The organism is Pseudomonas sp. VEM90, from assembly GCF_054611535.1.
This window is the reverse complement of sequence record NZ_JBTRAR010000015.1, coordinates 112,232-132,640: the sequence shown is the minus strand read 5'-3', so window position 1 is coordinate 132,640 and position 20,409 is coordinate 112,232. Positions and strand designations below refer to the sequence as shown.

The following is a 20,409-nucleotide window of genomic DNA, read 5'->3' as shown; positions in this document are numbered from 1 at the left end:
GGCGCTCAGGAGGAACCATGGAAGCGCCGATCCATCCCTTTGCCGAGCTGTTCAAGCAGCTGGGCTTGCCCGACGATCCCAAGAGTATCGATCAGTTCATCACCAGCCATTCCCCGCTGAAGAACGAGATCAAGCTGGTGGATGCGCCGTTCTGGAACGACTCTCAGCGTGCATTTCTCAAGGACAGCATCATTGAAGATTCCGATTGGGCTGTGCCCTTCGATCAACTCAACGAAGCATTGCGCCGCCCCCGAAAATAAAGCGCCGAGTGGCACCTGACGAGTGATCGGCCGTTGCTATGCTCAGGAAAACAATAAGGGGATAGCGCGATGAAAGATCCCTACGCACCAGGTTTCTGGTGTTCCGTGACGATCCTGGGCACTCTGACGGCCAGTTACTTCTATGGCATCAGGCAGACGCAACAGATGACCCAGGCGGTGCATTTCCTGTATGCCGCTGCCGCGGTCACTGTGGCGGTTGCACTGGTGGCGCTGACATGGATCGCCTGGCAGCAGCTGCGCCTGAACAAGCGCGAAGTGGTGCAGGGGCGAACGTTGCTGACCATCTGGAACACCAAGGTTGCACTACGCCGCGTCGAGACGGTTTTCGACCGCTATTTCTGGGGCAGCTACTGGCATTCGGGGCGTACTTTCGAAGAGGTCATGGGCGAGCTCAGGGGTACACCGCTGGAGCAGAGCCTGGATGCGCTTAAGCGCCAGTGCCGGGTGCTCGACCGCGAAATCCATGACCGCCAACACCACTGGCTGGCCAATGCTCGCGACCTGTCCAGCGTGGCCCAGGCTATGGCCCGTGAACGCTACCAGCTGGACCTCGGTGAGCCGACGCACAGCGGCCACGGCAATACGGCAGTGCTCAACCGTGACCTGGAAGTGCTGGTGTACACCTGGTCGGCGCGCTTGCGTAGCTTCGACCATCAGCTGGACGAGCTGGAGCGCGCCTACCATTGAGGCGCTTCATTCGCCGCGGATGTACTGCTCCATTTGCTTGATCAGGCTGGCCTGTTCGGCGATGGTTTCCTTGACCAGGTCACCGATCGACAGCAGGCCGAGCAATCTGCCGTTTTCGACCACCGGCAGGTGACGCAGGTGGCGGTCGGTCATCAGGTTCATGCAGAAATCGAGCTTTTGCTTGGGGGCCACGGTGACCACCGGTTCACTCATTATTTCGCGCACCGGCGTGGCCGCGGAAGAGCGGCCCTTGAGGACCAGTTTGCGCGCATAGTCCCGTTCGCTGACGATACCCACTACCTGGCCACCCTCGACGACAGGCAGCGCACCGACGTTTTTCTCCGCCAGCATTTTCAGGGCGTCGAGCACCGAGTCATCCGGGCCGATGGTGTAGACGGTCTGGTGCTGGGACTTGGTCTTGAGGATTTGTTCGACGGTCTTCATACGGGCCTCTGCGGGTGAAAAAAGCACTGTCTCGGAGTAACTAAAGCATCCGGTACGGCGCTCTGCACGGCAATGCAGGAAACGGCATGGAGGCGATTGAAAAACGTCATTGCTGTTCGCTTGTAGCGGCCTTTTCGCGGCTAAAGCCGCGAAGAGGCCGTACTGCCCATCAAAGCTTCGGCATCTGCCCGATCCGCGCCACCATCTCGCTCACTATCTGCAGGTCCAGCATGAACTGTTCCACGGTCTTGAACTCGTTGTCGTTGTGCCCGGTGTACTTCACGTCCGGCATCGCCAGGCCAAATTGCACACCGTTGGGAAGATCGTGCACCGAAGTCGCGCCGGCCGAGGTACCGAACTCATGCTTCATACCCAGGTTCTCGGTGGCCACGGCGAGCAGGGCCTGGACCCATTCGCCTTCAGGGTTACGGTACATCGGTTCGTCCAGGCTGTAATCGAACGCCACCGAGGTGTTGCTTTGCCGGGTCCATTTGCCCAGTTTGTCGGCCAGTTCGTCTTTGATCGTGGCGATCGGCTTCCCCTTGGGAATGCGCAGGTTTACCGCCAGCTTCAAGCCTTTGTCATCCACCCCGACAAAGGTCAGCGAAGTGGTCAGCGGGCCCATGAACGGGTCCTTGAAGGCCACGCCGAGCTTGTTGCCCAGGTAGTCCAGGCCCCAGTTGTCGGCGGCATAGCGGGCAGCGTCGGTAAAGTGGTTGTGCTTGAGCGACACCTGCTGGCCGAGGCCATTGATGAAGTCGAGCATACGCGCCACCGGGTTGATGCCGGATTCCGGCTCCGAAGAGTGTGCGGAAACACCGGTCACGGTGAGCAAGACTTGCTTGCCGTCGGCCTTGGCGTCGATGCTGAAGTCGCCTCCATGCTGCTTCACATATCTGGCGCCGGCTTGCTGCAGGTGCTTGGCCAGCTGTGCCGGGTTGTCAGAAATCAGGGTCGCTACCGAAGTTGTCGGGATCTGGTTGGTCGCCAGGCCACCGGTCAGGTTGACGATCTCGGCACCCTTGCCGCTGGCCGGGCGCTTGTTGAAGCTGGCCATGACCGTGCCGTAGCCTTTCTCGGCAATCACTACCGGGTAGCCGCCGTCGAGGGCCAGGTTGTAATCGGGCGTAGGGTTGCGCTCGAAGTAGTAGGGAATGGCATCACCGCTGGTTTCTTCGGTGGTGTCGATCAGCAGCTTGAACTGCCGGGCGAGCGGCAGGTTTTCGTCCTTGGCCACTTTCAGCGCGTACATCGCCACCACGATGCCGTTCTTGTCGTCCTCAGTGCCGCGGCCGTACATGCGGTCACCCACCAGGGTGACCTTGAACGGGTCCAGGCGCGTACCATCGGCCAGCTTCCAGTTGTCCGGGTTGACCGGCACTACGTCAGCGTGGGCATGGATGCCGATCACTTCCTTCCCGCTGCCCAGCGAGATCTCGTACACCCGGTTGTCGATGTTACGGAAGGCCAGGCCGAAGCTGTCGGCCAAGGCCTTGATCCTGTCGGCGATCTTGAGGAATTCAGGGTTTTCGTACTGCGGAGTACCCTCGACGTTGAAGGTGGGGATGGCTACCAGTTCACGCAGGGTTTCGGTAGCGGCCTTGCCATACTTGATGCGGGTATACAGGCCGAGCAGGCGGTTGATCTCGTCTTGTTGCCCGGCGGCCAATGGCTTGTTGGCCAGGTAGGCGTCGACGGTTGCCTCGAGGTTGTCGGTCTTGCCCAGGTCGCTGCCTTTGAGCTTGCCGAGGAATTGCTTGAAGTCGCTTGGGTCGCTGCCGTCGAAGGCTTTGACGATAGCTGCGGACTGCTGTTGGGTGAGGTTGGCCTGGGCAGGCTGGGTGAACAGGCCGATGCTGGCCAGCAACAGGGTGGTGGCGGTGAGTTTTCTCAGGTGCATGGTTGTGCGCATTCCTTCGCCAATCATTGTTATGGGTTACCCGTTCGGAGAACGGGAAGACGCCCACGCTAACATCAATGACCCGTGGCACGGGAGTACCAGAAAGGTGACATGGCGCACAAACGAAAAAGCCCCGGGCTCAGGCCCAGGGCTTTCTTGATATGGCGCACTCGGCGGGATTCGAACCCACGACCCCTGCCTTCGGAGGGCAGTACTCTATCCAGCTGAGCTACGAGTGCAACGCGCACGCATGATACCCATCTGTATCGTTGACGTCCATCGCCTTGATCTGTAGCTGTTTTTACCGTGTTGGCTGTGCAGATCCCCGGGGGCGGATACACGACAATACTGATCAAACTGTCGGCCAGGGTGGAACCGGCCGTAACTGGACCCGCGTCAATGCCGTCGACTACGCTGCCGATGGCGACAGCATCATCGTTTCAGCCCGCCATCAAGGTGTGTTGAAGATTGGCCGTGACAGGCAGTGAAACGAACTTTGGCTTCGCCCCGCGTCCAGCCGCAGCATCGTCTACCCTTTAGCGGCCATTCTGCGGGCGATTTCAGATGGGCTGTTCAACCATTCGTTCTTTTTTTCGAACAGCCTATTGTCCAACACCCCAGCAGCCGCTTAGCATTCGTTTGAGATTTCAAACGCTCGATGCCCTGCCTTGGGCGCTTTTCAACAATCAACAATTCGGGAAGCCGACATGCAGCTCAAAGACGCTCAGTTGTTCCGCCAGCAAGCCTATATCAATGGTGAGTGGCTGGATGCGGACAACGGCCAGACCATCAAGGTGACCAACCCGGCCACCGGCGAAGTCATCGGTACCGTGCCGAAGATGGGCACCGCGGAAACTCGCCGTGCCATCGAAGCCGCCGACAAAGCCCTGCCGGCCTGGCGCGCCCTGACTGCGAAAGAGCGCTCGGCCAAGCTGCGTCGCTGGTTCGAACTGATGATCGAGAACCAGGACGACCTGGCTCGCCTGATGACCACCGAACAGGGCAAGCCGCTGGCCGAAGCCAAGGGCGAAATCGCCTACGCCGCCTCGTTCATCGAGTGGTTCGCCGAAGAAGCCAAGCGCATCTACGGTGACACCATCCCGGGCCACCAGCCAGACAAGCGCCTGATTGTCATCAAGCAGCCAATCGGCGTTACCGCGGCCATCACTCCGTGGAACTTCCCGGCCGCCATGATCACCCGTAAAGCCGGCCCGGCCCTGGCCGCTGGCTGCACCATGGTGCTCAAGCCGGCTTCGCAAACCCCTTACTCCGCTCTGGCCCTGGTCGAGCTGGCCCACCGTGCCGGCATCCCGGCTGGCGTGCTGAGTGTGGTTACCGGCAGCGCCGGCGAAGTGGGCGGCGAGCTGACTGGCAACTCCCTGGTACGCAAGCTGTCCTTCACCGGCTCGACCGAAATCGGTCGCCAGCTGATGGAAGAATGCGCCAAGGACATCAAGAAAGTTTCCCTGGAGCTGGGTGGCAACGCCCCGTTCATCGTGTTTGACGACGCCGACCTGGACAAGGCGGTCGAGGGCGCGATCATCTCCAAGTACCGTAACAACGGCCAGACTTGCGTTTGCGCCAACCGTATCTACGTGCAGGACGGCGTCTACGACGCGTTCGCCGAGAAGCTGGCCGCTGCAGTTGCCAAGCTGAAGATCGGTAACGGCCTGGAAGACGGCACCACCACTGGCCCGCTGATCGACGGCAAGGCTGTCGCCAAGGTCCAGGAGCACATCGAGGACGCTGTCAGCAAAGGTGCCAAGGTGCTGTCCGGTGGCAAGCTGATCGAAGGCAACTTCTTCGAGCCGACCATCCTGGTTGACGTACCGAAGACCGCTGCTGTCGCCAAGGAAGAGACGTTCGGCCCACTGGCACCGCTGTTCCGCTTCAAAGATGAAGCCGAAGTCATCGCCATGTCCAACGACACCGAGTTCGGCCTGGCCTCGTACTTCTACGCCCGTGACATGAGCCGTGTGTTCCGTGTCGCCGAAGCCCTGGAATACGGCATGGTGGGTATCAACACCGGCCTGATCTCCAACGAAGTGGCGCCGTTCGGTGGTATCAAGGCTTCGGGCCTGGGCCGCGAAGGTTCCAAGTACGGTATCGAGGACTACCTCGAAATCAAATACCTGTGCATCAGCGTCTGATCGCACGGTAAAGGCTTTACCTCTGCCAGCGGGGCGCGAGAGCGACGTCTCGCTGGCCTTTTTTACATTGCAGTACCTGGTGGCCAGGGCGTTCACGACAGTCGATCAACGAATACTGTTCGCGAGCACTCCCAGCCACCCCCGAATAAAAGCGCCATTCCTGACGGCGCAATGAGGGCATTATGAGCAAAACCAACGAATCCTTGATGCAACGTCGTGTAGCTGCCGTCCCACGTGGCGTCGGCCAGATCCACCCGATCTTCGTCGACACCGCGAAGAACTCGACCGTGATCGACGTTGAAGGCCGCGAACTGATCGACTTCGCCGGCGGCATCGCAGTACTGAACACCGGCCACCTGCACCCGAAAGTGGTTGCAGCCGTGCAAGAGCAGCTGACCAAGGTCAGCCACACCTGCTTCCAGGTGCTGGCTTACGAACCCTACGTAGAGCTGTGCGAAAAGATCAACAAGCTGGTCCCAGGCGACTTCGACAAGAAGACCCTGCTGGTCACCACCGGCTCCGAAGCCGTTGAAAACGCCGTCAAGATCGCTCGTGCTGCCACTGGCCGCGCTGGCGTCATCGCCTTCACCGGCGGTTATCACGGCCGTACCATGATGACCCTGGGCCTGACCGGCAAGGTCGTGCCGTACTCCGCTGGCATGGGCCTGATGCCAGGCGGCATCTTCCGCGCCCTGTTCCCGAGCGAACTGCACGGTATCAGCGTTGACGACGCCATTGCCTCGGTCGAGCGCATCTTCAAGAACGATGCCGAGCCGCGCGACATCGCCGCGATCATCCTCGAGCCAGTACAAGGCGAAGGTGGCTTCCTGCCTGCGCCGAAAGAGCTGATGAAACGCCTGCGCGCCCTGTGCGACCAGCACGGTATCCTGCTGATTGCCGACGAAGTACAAACTGGCGCTGGCCGTACCGGCACCTTCTTCGCCATGGAACAGATGGGCGTTGCGCCTGATCTGACCACCTTCGCCAAATCCATTGCTGGCGGCTTCCCGCTGGCCGGTGTGTGCGGCAAGGCCGAGTACATGGACGCCATCGCTCCAGGCGGCCTGGGCGGCACCTACGCCGGCTCGCCGATCGCTTGCGCCGCGGCCCTGGCCGTGATCGAAGTGTTCGAAGAGGAAAAACTGCTGGACCGCAGCAAGGCTGTGGGTGAGCGCCTGACCGCTGGCCTGCGCGAAATCCAGAAGAAGCACCCGATCATCGGCGACGTCCGTGGTCTGGGCTCGATGATTGCCGTCGAAGTCTTCGAGAAAGGCACTCACACCCCGAATGCTGCTGCTGTTGGCCAGGTTGTCGCCAAGGCTCGCGAAAAGGGTCTGATCCTGCTGTCTTGCGGCACCTACGGCAACGTCCTGCGTATCCTGGTTCCACTGACCGCCGAAGACGCGCTGCTGGACAAAGGCCTGGCCATCATCGAAGAGTGCTTCGCTGAAATCGCCTGATGTGACGTGCTTCAGAAAAAACCCGCCCAGGCGGGTTTTTTTTATGCCCAGCAAAGCCATGTGGCGCTATGGTTATCGAAGGACTGGCTTTGGAAGCTGCGACGGACTGTGTGTCAGGGTATTCAGGAGTAGTTGGCGATGAGCGCTGCAGCCCCCGCCCCACCAAACGTACTGATTGTCGAAGGCGATCCTTGGGTACGGGACATGCTCAGCGAGATGCTGCTCAGCGTGCGCTGTGACGCCCGCCTGCAGGTTTGCGCTGACGGCTCGCAGGCGTTCAGTGCCTTGTCCAGCAAGCCTGACCTGATCATCGCCGCCCGCGAGCTGGCCGGTGTCGATGGCCTCGACCTGCTGCGCGAGGTACGCGCCAAAGGGCCAGGGGTGCCGTTCATTCTCATGAGTAACCGCAATGACAGCGCCAGTGTGCGCGAAGCGCTGCCCTTGCACCCCACTGCTTACCTGAGCAAACCGTTGAACCTGGATAACCTGCGTAAGCGCCTGGAAGAGTTACTGCTGGGCGTTGGCGAGGAGGTTGCCTGCCCGGTACCGGCGTTGCAGGCGGGGGCCAGCCTGCCAGCCTACCTTGAGCAGCGCCGCGCCAGCGCCGATGGCGGGCCGCTGCTGGCCGATGTGCAGGTAGCGATCAATCGAGCGCTCAACCCCCAGGGCCTGAACCTCAGGGTGCTCGAAGAGGAGGTGTCTAACGACCCGCAAGTCACGGCGGTGCTGATCGCTGCCGCCAATAGTGCGGCATTGCACCGTGAAGCCCCGGTGCAGACGTTGCTGCAGGCCCTGAACAAGCTTGGCAGTACCCAAAGCATGAACCTGATCCTGGGTATGACTCTCAAGCGCAGCGCACGCCTCAGTGACCCGCTGTTGGCGGAGCACGCGACCCGTTACTGGGACCTGTCACTGCACACTGCCGAATATGGCCGCACCTTGGCGCGCATGCTCGAGCTGGACGAGGGGCGTTGTTATTGCGCGGGCTTGCTGCATTGCCTGGGCGACCTGGCGGTGTTGCGCTGCCTGCAAGAGTGGCGGTTGGCCGGGGGAGATCTGGACGAGCGCAATGTGCAGCAATCGCTGGAGGAGTTTGGTGCGGCGTTCGGCTCGGCGCTGCGCACTCGCTGGCGTTTGCCGCTGGCACTGCGCGAGTTGATCGCTGCGATCTACCAGTTGGGTGGTGGAGTTTACTCGCTGGAGATCCTGGCCATGAACCTGGCTGGGCAGTTGTCGCGGCTGCCGGCCGGGCAGGGGCTGGAGAAGGTGGCCAGCGGCAAGACGGCGCGCCTGCTCAAGCTTGGCCTGCCGGAGCTGAGCCGGCTGCGCAAGGTGGAGAGCCCGGAAGTAAAGCCGCAGGAAGAACCGCCAGCGGCTGAGGCCGAGGTTTCCAGCTGAGATTCCGGGGCCGCATTGCGGCCCTTCGCGGGCTTGCCCGCTCCCACGGGTGTGGCGCCGGGCCGCGGAATGTGCGGTTTCTGTGGGAGCGGGCGAGCCCGCGAATACCGGCCAAAGCCGGTGCCCTACTCCGTGCCGCCTGATCAGCCGCGGACTATCTGGTTCTTGCCCTGGCGCTTGGCCCTGTACATTGCCGCATCGGCCCGCGCATACAGGCTGTCCAGTGTCACATCCTCATCGGTCAGCCCGGTCAGCCCCTGGCTCACAGTCACCCCGTACGTCTGCTGCCCATGGCTGAAGCTCAAGTGCTGAATCTGTCGCTGCAAGCGCTCGGCGATCTGCTCCGCGACCCGGGCGTTGCAGCCCGGAAAAACCGCCGCAAATTCTTCGCCGCCAATGCGCCCGAACAGGTCGCCCCGGCGTAGTACGGCCTTGCCGCTGTCGGCGATGTGTTGCAGCACCTGGTCGCCTTCCTGGTGGCCATAGCTGTCATTGATGCGTTTGAAGTCGTCGATATCCAGCAGCAGGAAAGCCAGCGGTGTACCGTCCTCGCGAGCACTGTCGAAGGCTTGCTGAGCACATTCGAAGAAGTGCCTGCGGTTACTGCTTTGGGTCAGCACGTCGGTGGTGGCCAGGCGCTGCAGTTCGCCTTCAAGCTGCTTCTTCTCGGTGATGTCTTCGGCGATACCGACAATGATTACCCGGTCGCTATCGTGCTGCTGGTTGACGTAGCACTTGTCGCTCAGCCAGCGTATTTGCCCGTCGGCATTGAGGATGCGGTACTCGCGGTCTTCCACCGCACCCTTGAGCAGGACCTGGGCCAGGCTACGTTCGGCGAACTCAAGGTCGTCGGGGTAGATGCTGTCACGCCATTCGTTGTAGTCAGCCAGCACCAGGCTGACCGGGCGGCCGAAGATGCGCTCGTAGGCTGGGCTCACGTACAGCACCTGACGGGTTTCCCAGTCGAAGGCCCAGAGCACTGCATTGACGCTGTCGAGCAACGAGCTGAACAGCTGATCGCGCTCGCTCAGGCGGGCAACCTCGCCTTGGGCGTGGAATAAGGCCAGCAAGGTCTGGGCGGCTTCGGGAGGAGGGGTACCGGGAAATATCGTTGGAATGTTCTTGGCCATGTGCACGGAGCAGGTCTCAACGTGAAGGCGTGCGGCCAGCGTCCGGCCCGCCACGCAGGCGATATTCCAGATTCGAGTGGAGAGGTGGGGGCTAAGTTCCGAACGGCACGCCCCGCTGAGAGGCGTGCCGATCAACGGCGGTCAGGCGCCGGTCGGGCGCAGCGAGTAAGTCTTGAGTTGTGCTGCGAAGTCACGCAGTGCCTGGATGCCGCTGGTTTCGGCCTCGTGTACCCAGTCTTTCATGGCCGCCAGCATGTCGTGGCCGTTGGCGCTGGTGCGCGCCCAGATCTGCTGCAGGGCCAGGCGCTTTTCGTAGATGGTTTTCAGTGCCTGGCTGTGCGCGAGCATGGACTCGATGCGCACGTGGTGGCGATCTTCCAGCAGGCTGGTTTCGCGCGAGAGCAGCCGTTTGGCACGGCGGAAGCGGTGACGCACCGAGGCGTCGACGCGGGCCAGTTCCTGTTTCACCAGCGGACCGATCACCAGCTTGCGGTACTGGGCCATGATCTGGAAGCGGTTGTTGAGGATGGCCATGGCGGTGTCCATGTCCAGGCTGGCCTTGCCGGCCACCCGGTGGGCGATGGGCGCCACGCGCTGCACCTTGGCCAGACGCAGCAGGCAGAACAGGCGGATCCACGCCCAGCCCATGTCGAACTCCCAGCGTTTGACCGAGAGCTTGGCCGAGTTGGGGTAGGTGTGGTGGTTGTTGTGCAGTTCTTCTCCGCCGATGACGATGCCCCATGGCACCAGGTTGGTGGCAGCGTCGCGGCATTCGAAGTTGCGATAGCCCAGGGCATGGCCCAGGCCGTTGACCACACCGGCGGCCCAGAACGGAATCCACATCATCTGCACCGCCCATATGGTGATGCCTATGGTGCCGAACAGCAGCAGGTCGATCACCGCCATCAGTGCGATACCGCCCAGTTTGTAACGCGAGTACAAGTTGCGCTCGATCCAGTCATCCGGGCAGTTCTTGCCATAAATGCGCAGGGTTTCGCGGTTGCGCGCCTCTTCACGGTACAGCTCGGCACCTTTGCGCAGCACTGTGCCCAGGCCCTTGTACACCGGGCTGTGAGGGTCGTCGGGGGTTTCGCACTTGGCGTGGTGCTTGCGGTGGACGGCGGTCCACTCGCGGGTGTTCTGCGCCGTGGTCAGCCACAGCCAGAAGCGGAAGAAGTGCTTGAGCGCGCCGTTGAGCTCCAGGGCCCGGTGCGCGGAGTAGCGATGCAGGTAGACCGTGACGCTGACAATGGTCACGTGGGTCATCAACAGAGTGATGCCGACCAGTTGCCAAGCCGACAGGTCGAGCAGGCCGTTATACCACATAGGTGCAAATACCCTCGAAATGCAGGGGGAAGGGCTGATTATCCCTTGGCGGGGAAATAAAACCAGTCAACCGTTGAGATAGGAGGTCACGACATGTTTCAGCCTTTATAATGCCCACTCCTTTTTGATGGCCTTTCCCACCCGACATGTCTGTTTCCGTTCGCGACGCCTTGCGCATGGCTGCGCTGTATGTGGTGCTCTCGATCCTCTGGCTTGCGCTGGCGGAGGTGATGCTGCACAGCATGACTGACGACCCCTTGGCACTGACCGTGGGGCGGCAGATCAACGTGGTGGTCTGGGTGCTGCTCAGTGCCGTGCTGATCTACGTGTCGCGCGTGCGGCTGCTCAATTTCATCGGCCATGGCGCGCGTTTGCGTTGTGAAGACCGTGAACGGCTGCGCATGGCTGCCGCAGTGTTCGACAGTACCCTCGAAGGTGTGCTGGTGACCGACCGCCAGGGCCTGATCGTGCACGTCAATCGTGCCTTCATGCGCATCACCGGCTACCAGCAGGATGAGGTCATCGGCCAGCGCCCGAGCAAGTTCAAGTCCGGCCACCATGGCCTGGCCTTCTACCAGCAGGTTTTCGCCACCCTGGCCGAGAAGGGCGAGTGGAGCGGTGAAATCTGGAACCGGCGCAAAAGCGGTGAAATCTACCCGCAGTGGCAGACTATTTGCGCCATTCGCGATGACGAAGGTGAGCTCAGTCATTACGTGGCGGTGTTCAGTGACATCAGCGCCATCAAGCATTCGGAACAGGAACTTGCCTACCTGGCCCACCACGACCCGCTGACCGGCCTGCCCAACCGCTTGCTGTTTACCGACCGGGTAGAGCAGGCATTGGCGGCGGCGCAGGCCAACAAGCGCGGTTGCGCCTTGTTGCTGCTGGACCTGGATCATTTCCAGAGCATAAACGACGGCCTGGGCCATACCATTGGCGACCAGTTGTTGAAGCTGGTGGGCGAGCGTCTGGGCGAGGTGTTGGGTAACGGCATGACCCTGGCGCGCCTGGGCGGCGACGAGTTCGGCGTGCTGGCCGAGAACTGCCAACAGGTCGGCCAGGCGGGCAAGCTGGCGCAGTGCATCATCGAGCGCATGCGTGAGCCGTTTCAGTTCGAGGGCAATCGCCTGTTCATCAGCGCCAGCGTCGGAATCAGCCTGTACCCCAGCGATGCCTTGGGTGCCGAGCAGTTACTGCGCAATGCCGACTCGGCGTTGTACAAGGCCAAAAGCAACGGGCGGGCCTGCTATGCCCTGTACACCGAAGAGCTGACCGCCCATGCACAGCATCGGGTCGAGACCGCCGCTGAATTGCGTCGGGCCCTGGAGCAGGATGAACTGCGGGTGTACTTCCAGCCGGTACACGACCTGGCATCAGGCCGACAGGTCGGGGTCGAGACGCTGGTGCGCTGGCAGCACCCCAGGCGTGGCCTGGTACCGCCGGGTGAGTTCATCCCGATTGCCGAACGCACCGGCCTGATTGCCGAGATCGATACCTGGGTGCTGCGCCAGGCCTGCCGGCAAATGGTGCAGTGGCAGGCTGAAGGCCGGCAGCTGGCATTTGTGGGGGTGAACATCTCCAGCCGCCTGTTTGGCCAGCACGAACTGTATCAACAGGTAGCCGAAGTGCTGCACGACACCGGCCTGGCCCCGGCCTTGCTGGAGCTGGAAGTGACCGAGAGCGCGGTAATGGAAGACGCTGAAGTGGCACTGGAGCAACTGCACCGCTTGCGCGAGCTGGGGGTGACCCTGGCCATCGACGACTTTGGTACCGGGTATTCGTCACTGCTGCGGCTCAAGCGTTTGCCGGTGCAGAAGTTGAAAATCGACCAAGGGTTTGTAGCTGGGTTGCCACTGGATGAGGATGACATCGCAATTGTGCGGGTGATCATTGCCTTGGCCCGTAGCATGGGTATGCAGGTGCATGCCGAGGGCATCGAGCAGGCGGAACAGGCCACCTTCCTGTTGCAGGAGGCGTGCCAGTTGGGTCAAGGGTACTGGTTCGGGCGGCCAGTGCCGGCTGAGGATCTTCGCTGGGATTGAGAGCGGGCTGCAAAGCAGCCCCAGACCTCAACGCTTGTTCAAACCCTTCGCCAGGCGGTCCCCGCCCAACTGGATCAACGCCACTAACGCTACCAGCATGGCGATCACGGTCAGCATGATCTGGCTATCGAAACGCTGGTAGCCATACCGATAGGCGATATCCCCCAGCCCGCCTGCACCAATCGCCCCGGCCATCGCCGACGAGTTGATCAAGGTCACCAAGGTAATGGTGAAGCCCCCGACGATCCCCGGCAGCGCCTCGGGCAACAGTACATGCCAGACGATGTGCCTGCGCCGGCAGCCCATGGCCTGTGCGGCTTCCACCAGACCATGATCGACTTCACGCAGGCTCACCTCGGCAATCCGCGCAAAGAACGGTGTGGCGGCAATGGTCAGCGGCACCACGGCCGCCCACACGCCATAAGTGGTCCCCACGACCAAGCGGGTGAAAGGAATCAGCGCAACCATCAGGATCAGAAACGGAATCGAGCGGAACAGGTTGACGAAGGCGCCCAGCACCCGGTTCAGCAGCGGCGCCTCGAAGATCCCGCCCTTGTCGCTGGTGACCAGCAGCACCGCCATGGGTACACCCGCCAGCAGGGCGATCAGTGACGAAACCCCAACCATCAGCAGCGTATCGAGCAAGCCTTCCAGCAGGCGATCAAACCACATGGCCCAGTACCTCCACGTCTTCGGCCCAACGGCGGGCACGTTCCTGCAATTGATGGGGGGCGTGCGGCGAATGTTGCACCGAGAGGATGAGTTGCCCCAAAGCCTGTTCGCCGATGGTTTCCACGCTGCCCTGCAGCAGACGCACACGCCCGCCGAGGTCGGTGAACAGGGCAGACAGCTCTGGTTCACCGAGCACAGTCAGTTTCAGCACTACGGCGCTGTTGCGGCTCGCCGCGCTGGCCTGGAGGCTGGCTTGCAGTGCGGCGGGTAGCTTGGCCTGCAAAGGGGCGAGCAGGGTGCGGGTGACCTCATGACGGGGTGAACCAAACACCCGCCAGACCTCGCCCTGCTCGACCACTGCGCCGCGTTCCAGCACCACTACCCGGTGGCAGATGTCGCGAATCACCGCCATTTCGTGGGTGATCAGCACGATGGTCAGGCCCAGGCGCTGGTTGATATCGCGCAGCAGCTCCAGGATCGAGGCGGTGGTTTCCGGGTCCAGCGCCGAGGTGGCCTCGTCGCACAGCAGGATCTCGGGGGTGTGCACCAGTGCCCGGGCAATGCCCACGCGCTGTTTCTGTCCGCCGGACAGTTGCGCCGGGTACACGTGATGTTTTTCCTGCAGGCCGACCAGTTCCAGCAACTCGCGCACCTTGCGCCGGCGCTCGGGCTTGGCCACGCCGGCCACCTTCAAAGGCAGTTCGACGTTCTGCCACACAGTCTTGGCCGACATCAGGTTGAAATGCTGGAAGATCATGCCGATGCGCCGGCGCAGGGCCACAAGGTGGTCCTTATCGAAAGGCGCGATATCCACCTGGTCGATCAGCACGCGGCCCTGGCTGGGTTGCTCCAGGCGGTTGATGGTGCGCAGCAGCGATGATTTGCCGGCGCCGCTGCGGCCGATGATGCCGAAAATCTCGCCATGGCGGATGTTCAGGTCGATGCCTTGCAAGGCCGGTTGCGCCTGGCCCGGGTAGGTCTTGCCCAGGCCTATGAAACGCACATGGGCTTCATTGACCTCGGGGCGCAGGGCCTGCTCCGTGGCCGTTGGCGGCAGTGCTTGTGGTGTAGGCGCGCCGAGCGCGCTGGCCTGGCTCATGTCAGCCTTCCCAGCCGGCTTGGTAGAGCTTGCCGTGAGCGTTGTCCAGCGCAGCGCGTACCGCTGGTGAATGCTGGTAGATGTCGACGAACTTGGCCAGGCGTGGATCGTCCTTGCTTTGCGGGCGAATGACGAACTGGATCACGTACTCCTTGTTTTCCAGCCCGTCGAACAGCAACGCCGAGGTGGCATCGAAGGTATTGGCCAGGCGGATGTAGGCCGGGTAACCCTGCACCAGGTCGGCGTCGTCGTAGGCACGTACCAGTTGCACCGCCTCGACCTGAAGGATCTTCAGCTTTTTAGGGTTGGCGACGATGTCATCCTCGGTGGCCTTGTAGCCCACGCCTGGCTTCAGGGTGATCAACCCGGCCTTGGCCAGCAGCAGCAGGCCACGGCCGCTGTTGATCGGGTCGTTGGCGATGGCCACGCTGGCGCCTTCGGGCAGCTCGGCAAAGCTTTTGTACTTTTTCGAGTACAGGCCAACGTTGTTGATGATGCCCGGGGCGTAAGGCACGAGGTCGAAGCCTGCAGCAGCCTTGGCGTTTTCCAGGAACGGGATGTGCTGGAAGTAGTTCACGTCGATGTCGCCGCTGTTGAGGCTGACATTGGGCGCAATCCAGTCGCTGAACTCGATCAGCTTCACTTCCAGGCCTCGCATGTGGGCTTCCTCCACTGCGGCTTCCAGCGGAATGGCAAAGGCCGAGGTGGTACCGATCTTCAACGGTTCGGCAGCAAGGGCTCCGGCGCACAGGCCGAGGGTGGTGGCCATGGCCGCGACGGGCCGGAACAGTTTCTCAAGCATGGTGCAGGGCTCCAGTCGGGGCAGGGGTAAAGCGGTAAGCCGAGCCAGGGTGGTCGGCGGGCAAATGCGGGTGGTCGGCCTGGAACAGCTTTTCGCGCAGGGTGCCTTCGGTGTAGGCCGTCTTGTAGCGGCCACGCTGCTGAAGTTGCGGGATGACCAGCTCGATGAAGTCCTCGAAGCTCTCCGGGGTGACGGTGCGGGTCAGGTTGAAACCGTCCAGGCCGGTTTCATCGATCCACGCGATCAACTGCTTGGCCACCTGTTCAGGTGCGCCGACCAGGGTTACGTAGCGGCCGCCCAAGGCGTGCTGCTGCAGCAGGCGCCGGCGGGTCCAGGCGCTGTCTTGCAACTGGCGCGTGGCTGACTGGATGGCGTTGCCCTGACTGAAGGCAATGGGTTGGTCCAATTCATAGGCGGCGAAGTCGATGCCCGTGGACGCGGCGAAGTGCGCGACGCCTGCTTCGGCGCTGGCGTGACGCAGGTATTCGGTGTGTTTGGCCTGGGCCTGCTGCTCGGTGGCCGCAACAATCACCGTGATGCCCATGAACACCTTGACCGCCTTCGGGTTGCGGCCAGCGGCCTGGGCGGCCGCGCGAACCTTGTCGACCTGGGCGCGGGTGGCCGCCTTGTCTTGGCCACTGATAAACACGCATTCGGCATGGTTGCCGGCGAAGGCCAAGCCACGCTGCGAGCTGCCGGCCTGGAACAGCACCGGGGTGCGCTGCGGGGAGGGCTCGCACAGGTGGTAGCCTTCGACCTTGTAGAACTCGCCCAGGTGCTGAACCTTGCGCACCTTGTCGGGCGTGGCATAGACGCGATGCTGGCGGTCGGCGACCACTGCGTCATCGGCCCAGCTGCCTTCCAGCAGCTTGTACAACACCTGCAGGTATTCATCGGCCTGGTCGTAGCGGCGATCATGCGCCGGTTGCTGCGCCAGGCCCATGGCCCGGGCGGCGCTGTCGAGGTAGCCGGTGACGATGTTCCAGCCCACTCGGCCATTGCTCAGGTGGTCGAGTGTGGAAAGTCGCCGGGCGAACAGGTACGGCGCCTCGTAGGTGAGGTTGGCGGTAAGGCCGAAACCCAGGTGGCGAGTGACTGCAGCCATGGCGGAGACCAGCAGCAGCGGGTCGTTGACTGGCAGCTGGATCGACTCCTTGAGGGTGACGTCCAGTGACTGGCCGTAGATGTCGTAGGTACCGACGATGTCGGCAATGAAAAGCCCGTCGAACAGACCGCGCTCCAGCAGGCGTGCCAGGTTGGTCCAGTAGTCCAGGGTCTTGTACTGGGTCGAAGTGTCCCGTGGGTGGGTCCACAGGCCGTGGTTGATGTGCCCGACGCAGTTCATGTTGAAGGCATTGAGCAGAATCTGCTTGGTCATCAGATGGTCCCCCGGCGTGGCGGGTTGGCATCGTTGAGGTAGTAGTTGCCGATGGCGTGGTACTTCCAGCGCACCGGGTCGTGCAGGGTGTGCACGCGAGCGTTGCGCCAGTGGCGGTCGAGGTTGTGTTCGGCCAATGTTGCCTGGCTGCCGCCCAGTTCGAACAGGGTGGTACCGGCGGTGAGGGAAATTTCGGTGCTGATGGCGCGTGCTTCGGCCACGGCAATGGAGGCGGCGGCCACGTTGTCGGCAGTGCTGTCGTCGCGGGCGCGGTCGAGGTAGTCGCCTGCGCGCTCCAGCAGGGCTTCGGCCGCGTGCAAGCGGATCGCCAGATGGCCGAAGCTTTTCAGCGTCAGCGGGTCATCCCTGGCCTTGTCCAGGCCGGAGTCGACCCACGGACGGCTGCGGGTGCGCACGAAGTGCAGGGCGTCTTCATAGGCGGCGCGGGCAATGCCGGTGTCGATGGCGGCATGGAGGATCTGCGCCAGCGGGCCGACCGGGGTGGGGCGCTCGAAGGCGCTCTGGAACGGCACCACGTCGGCTGCGCTGACGTACACGTTATCGAACACCACCGAACCGCTGCCGGTGGTGCGCTGGCCGAAGCCGCTCCAGTCGTCGATCACCTGCAGCCCCTGGCTGTTGGCCGGGACAAAGGCCAACTGCTGTATGCCTTGCTCATCCACGACTGAGGTTGGAATGCGCTGGGCATAGATGGCGCCTGTGGAATAGAACTTGCGCCCGTTGATGCGGAAACCGTCGCCGTCTCGGTTCAGACGGGTGGTTCGCTCGTGGGCGGTCTTGGTGCCCAGCTCGGCCAGGGCATTGCCGAAACGGCGGCCGGCCAGTACCTCGGCGTACAGGCGCCGTTGCTGTTCGGGGCGGCCGTTTACCCGCAGCACTTCCAGACCGTAGAAATGATTCTGCGGAATCTGCCCGAGCGAACCGTCGGCCTGCGCGATACGGGCGATGACCTTGGCCAGGGTGACGTTGGACACGCCGGCACCGCCGAAGGCTTTGGGCACGCTGATGGCCCACAGGCCGGAACGGGTGAACAGCTCGAGTTCGGCGAGCGGCAGGCGGCGCTCGCGGTCGCGCAAGGCGCTGTCGCGGCGCAGTTGCTGGGCGATGTCTTCGGCGACGGCCAGGGCTTGGGCGTCGCTGGTGATGATAGCGATTGTCATGGAGTTCTCCGGGGGCCGCTTCGCGGTCCTTCGCCGGCTTGCCCGCTCCCACAGGTAAAGTGATGCCAGTTCAGGCGGTGGCAATCCTGTGGCAGCGGGCAAGCCCGCGAAGGGCTGCGCAGCAACCCCAAAGGCAGCAAATCAGATCCAGGAATGCCGTGCAGGCAGGGTGCCGTTAAGGTGGTAAGCGCCCACCGCGTGGTACTTCCAGCGCACCGGGTCGTGCAGGGTGTGCACCCGGGCATTGCGCCAGTGGCGGTCGAGGTTGAACTCGGCAAGGGTGGCGCGGCTGCCGGCCAGCTCGAACAGCTTTTCGCTGGCCTGCAGGGCAATCTCGGTGGTCAGCACCTTGGCCTCCGCCACCGCAATCGAGGCACGTGCCGCGCTGGCTGCGTCGATAGGCGCAGCATTGACCTCGTCGAGTACCCGAGCAGCTTTGCGCAGCAGCGCTTCGGCGGCGTGCTGCTCGAGTTTCAGGCGGCCGATGTCGGCAATTACATAAGGGTCGTCACTGGCACGGTCGACGTTGGCGTCAATCCACGGCCGGGACTTTTCGCGCACGAACGTGATCGCATCATCGATAGCTGCTTCGGCGATGCCGGCGTCGATCGCTGCCTGGATCAGCTGCGAAGCGGCGCCCTGAATGTTGGGGATATCGCGCTGGCGCCAGTTGTCGATCACCAGTTCCGCGTCTACCGGCACCTGGTCCAGCAGCACGGTACCGCTGGCGGTGGTGCGCTGGCCGAACCCGGACCAGTCATCGACAATGCGCAACCCCGGGCTCCTTCGGCGCACGAATGCCAGGCGCTGGCGGCCTTCGTCGTCGAGGGCTTTTACCGTCACCCAATGGGCGAACAAGGCACCGGTGGAGTAGAACTTCTCGCCACTTATGCGGTAGCTGTTTCCGGCGCGCGTGATTCGGGCCTTGAGGGTGAGGGTGTCCTTGGTGTCACGCTCAGGCCCGGCATTGCCGATGCGCCAGCCGTCGAGCACGCTGCGGAAGATCAGCGCTTGCTGCGCCTCGCTGGCCGTCAGGCGCAGCAGCTGCAGCATGCCGAACTGGTTCTGCGGGATCTGCCCCAAGGCGGGGTCGGCGGCGCTGATCAGGCGGAACACTTCGGCGACGGTTTCGAACGACACGTCGGCGCCACCGTAGGCCTTGGGTACGCTGATGCTGCCCAGTCCGCTGCGGGTAAACAGTTCGATTTCGGCCCAGGGCAGTTTGCGTTGCTGGTCGCGGCGGGCAGCGTGTTCGCGGGCGACCTTGGCCAGTTCGCGGGCGGCTTGCAGGGCTTCGGCGTCGTTGCGCAGTACCTTGGCCGGCAGCAGCGGGGGCGAGCTGTCCAGATCGCTATGGAATTGGGTGTTGGCTTGGCTGGGCATCAGTGCCGCTCCTTGGCTGCACTCAATGCCCTGGCGTTACGCACTGGGGTGATCGTGATCCTGACCATTCCTGACCTCACAAAAATAATGATGTCGCTGCAGTTGATTGCGACAGATGTGTGTTGGTCCGGTGGTCCGGTTTATATACCCTAATGATTTATAAAAATTTTATGAACTAACTCTTTGGAATATGTATAGAAGGGGGATTTGTTATGGGCGTGCCGGCGTCTTCGCGGGTAAACCCGCTCCTACCCATGCCTCAAGATCTGTGCAGTCACTGTAGGAGCGGGTTTACCCGCGAAAGGGCCGGGACAGGTCTACTCGGAGGCAGCAGTCCCGAGGAACTTGCGCAGGAACTGCCGCGTACGCTCTTCCTTAGGCGCCGCAAACAGGACCTTGGCCTCGCCCTGCTCCACGATCACGCCCTTGTCGAAGAAGATCACCCGGTTCGCCACATCCCGGGCAAAGCTCATCTCGTGTGTGACGATGATCATGGTGCGCTTTTCCTCGGCCAGGCCGCGGATGGTCGCCAATACTTCACCGACCAGCTCCGGGTCCAGCGCCGAGGTCGGTTCGTCGAACAGGATTACCTCCGGCTCCATGGCCAGGGCACGGGCGATGGCCACCCGTTGCTGCTGGCCGCCGGACAGGCGCCGTGGGTAGGCGTCTTCCTTGCCCGCCAGGCCGACTTTGGCCAGCAGGCGCCGGCCAAGCTCGATGGCCTGCTCGCGAGGCGTCTTCTTGACGACCACCGGCCCCTCGATCACGTTCTCCAGGGCGGTGCGGTGGGGGAACAGGTTGAAGTTCTGGAACACGAACCCGGCCTGCTGGCGCAAACGGCGAATCGCACTCTGCTGCCCGCCCAAAGGGCGGTTGGCATCGATACTGATGGCGCCGATCTGGATCTGCCCGGCATCGGGAGTTTCCAGCAGGTTCAGGCAGCGCAGGAAGGTGGTTTTACCCGAGCCACTGGGGCCGATGATGGCCACCACTTCACCGGGCTGCACGGTCAGGTCGATACCGTTGAGCACGGTCTGGCCCTTGAACCGCTTGGTCAGGCCTTTCACTTCAATCAT

Annotated in this window: 18 protein-coding genes and 1 tRNA gene; 7 read left to right on the top strand and 12 right to left on the bottom strand. The window is 62.5% G+C overall.

Features of this window, described 5'->3' with window-relative positions; all coding sequences use genetic code 11:
- Positions 1-17: 17 nt before the first annotated feature.
- A complete protein-coding gene (locus tag ACYCCG_RS16035; protein ID WP_103470272.1) occupies positions 18-260 on the top strand; it encodes a DUF2789 domain-containing protein in 243 nt (80 codons plus the stop codon).
- Between the two features lie 69 nt (positions 261-329).
- Complete coding sequence (locus ACYCCG_RS16030) at positions 330-968, top strand: NADH:ubiquinone oxidoreductase subunit N (protein WP_176685277.1); 639 nt, start codon at positions 330-332, stop codon at positions 966-968.
- Between the two features lie 6 nt (positions 969-974).
- Here ACYCCG_RS16030 and ACYCCG_RS16025 read toward each other — a convergent pair whose 3' ends face one another.
- The 3 genes from ACYCCG_RS16025 to ACYCCG_RS16015 all read right to left on the bottom strand — a co-directional run bounded on the left by ACYCCG_RS16025 (position 975) and on the right by ACYCCG_RS16015 (position 3,551).
- Entirely contained in the window at positions 975-1,412 is a 438-nt protein-coding gene (locus ACYCCG_RS16025; protein ID WP_176685276.1) for a CBS domain-containing protein, read from the bottom strand.
- A 169-nt stretch (positions 1,413-1,581) separates the two neighbouring features.
- Positions 1,582-3,312 carry a dipeptidase gene (locus ACYCCG_RS16020; protein ID WP_209968806.1) on the bottom strand — a complete coding sequence of 577 codons (1,731 nt, stop codon included), beginning with the start codon at positions 3,310-3,312 and terminating at the stop codon, positions 1,582-1,584.
- 162 nt (positions 3,313-3,474) lie between these two features.
- A tRNA-Arg gene (locus ACYCCG_RS16015) sits at positions 3,475-3,551 on the bottom strand.
- A 30-nt stretch (positions 3,552-3,581) separates the two neighbouring features.
- Between ACYCCG_RS16015 and ACYCCG_RS16010 the strand changes: the two genes are divergently transcribed.
- The 4 genes from ACYCCG_RS16010 (at position 3,582) to ACYCCG_RS15995 (ending at position 8,320) form a co-directional block, all read left to right on the top strand.
- Positions 3,582-3,800 carry an aryl-sulfate sulfotransferase gene (locus tag ACYCCG_RS16010; protein WP_401101924.1) on the top strand — a complete coding sequence of 73 codons (219 nt, stop codon included), beginning with the start codon at positions 3,582-3,584 and terminating at the stop codon, positions 3,798-3,800.
- Between the two features lie 219 nt (positions 3,801-4,019).
- Entirely contained in the window at positions 4,020-5,462 is a 1,443-nt protein-coding gene (gene gabD / locus ACYCCG_RS16005; RefSeq protein ID WP_176685274.1) for an NADP-dependent succinate-semialdehyde dehydrogenase, read from the top strand.
- 182 nt (positions 5,463-5,644) lie between these two features.
- Positions 5,645-6,922: a 4-aminobutyrate--2-oxoglutarate transaminase gene (gabT, locus tag ACYCCG_RS16000; protein WP_110744842.1), complete on the top strand. Its 1,278-nt coding sequence runs from the start codon at positions 5,645-5,647 to the stop codon at positions 6,920-6,922.
- A gap of 138 nt (positions 6,923-7,060) precedes the next feature.
- A complete protein-coding gene (locus ACYCCG_RS15995; protein WP_392460620.1) occupies positions 7,061-8,320 on the top strand; it encodes an HDOD domain-containing protein in 1,260 nt (419 codons plus the stop codon).
- A gap of 143 nt (positions 8,321-8,463) precedes the next feature.
- Here the strand turns inward: ACYCCG_RS15995 and ACYCCG_RS15990 are convergent, their stop codons facing one another.
- Entirely contained in the window at positions 8,464-9,450 is a 987-nt protein-coding gene (locus ACYCCG_RS15990) for a GGDEF domain-containing protein (protein ID WP_459671102.1), read from the bottom strand.
- 141 nt (positions 9,451-9,591) lie between these two features.
- Positions 9,592-10,776, bottom strand: a complete 1,185-nt coding sequence (gene desA, locus ACYCCG_RS15985; protein WP_339443433.1) for a delta-9 fatty acid desaturase DesA — start codon at positions 10,774-10,776, stop codon at positions 9,592-9,594.
- 146 nt (positions 10,777-10,922) lie between these two features.
- On the opposite strand from desA, the gene dibA reads away from it, so the two are divergent.
- Positions 10,923-12,818, top strand: coding sequence for a phosphodiesterase DibA (gene dibA / locus ACYCCG_RS15980; protein ID WP_339443434.1), 1,896 nt, complete (start codon positions 10,923-10,925; stop codon positions 12,816-12,818).
- Between the two features lie 27 nt (positions 12,819-12,845).
- On the opposite strand, the gene ACYCCG_RS15975 is transcribed toward dibA, so the two are convergent.
- The 7 genes from ACYCCG_RS15975 to tcyN form a co-directional block, all read right to left on the bottom strand.
- A complete protein-coding gene (locus ACYCCG_RS15975; RefSeq protein WP_252461681.1) occupies positions 12,846-13,490 on the bottom strand; it encodes a methionine ABC transporter permease in 645 nt (214 codons plus the stop codon).
- On the bottom strand, positions 13,480-14,589 hold the full coding sequence (locus ACYCCG_RS15970) for a methionine ABC transporter ATP-binding protein (protein ID WP_459671099.1): 1,110 nt from the start codon (positions 14,587-14,589) through the stop codon (positions 13,480-13,482). The genes ACYCCG_RS15975 and ACYCCG_RS15970 overlap by 11 nt, the downstream gene beginning before the upstream one ends.
- 1 nt (position 14,590) lies before the next feature.
- Positions 14,591-15,391 carry a MetQ/NlpA family ABC transporter substrate-binding protein gene (locus ACYCCG_RS15965; protein ID WP_459671097.1) on the bottom strand — a complete coding sequence of 267 codons (801 nt, stop codon included), beginning with the start codon at positions 15,389-15,391 and terminating at the stop codon, positions 14,591-14,593.
- On the bottom strand, positions 15,384-16,769 hold the full coding sequence (locus ACYCCG_RS15960; RefSeq protein ID WP_339443437.1) for an LLM class flavin-dependent oxidoreductase: 1,386 nt from the start codon (positions 16,767-16,769) through the stop codon (positions 15,384-15,386). Before ACYCCG_RS15960 ends, ACYCCG_RS15965 begins: the two co-directional genes overlap by 8 nt.
- Positions 16,769-17,950, bottom strand: a complete 1,182-nt coding sequence (locus tag ACYCCG_RS15955) for an SfnB family sulfur acquisition oxidoreductase (RefSeq protein WP_459671095.1) — start codon at positions 17,948-17,950, stop codon at positions 16,769-16,771. Before ACYCCG_RS15955 ends, ACYCCG_RS15960 begins: the two co-directional genes overlap by 1 nt.
- Before the next feature lie 141 nt (positions 17,951-18,091).
- Entirely contained in the window at positions 18,092-19,333 is a 1,242-nt protein-coding gene (locus ACYCCG_RS15950; protein WP_339443439.1) for an SfnB family sulfur acquisition oxidoreductase, read from the bottom strand.
- Between the two features lie 317 nt (positions 19,334-19,650).
- On the bottom strand, positions 19,651-20,409 hold the full coding sequence (tcyN, locus tag ACYCCG_RS15945; protein WP_459671092.1) for an L-cystine ABC transporter ATP-binding protein TcyN: 759 nt from the start codon (positions 20,407-20,409) through the stop codon (positions 19,651-19,653).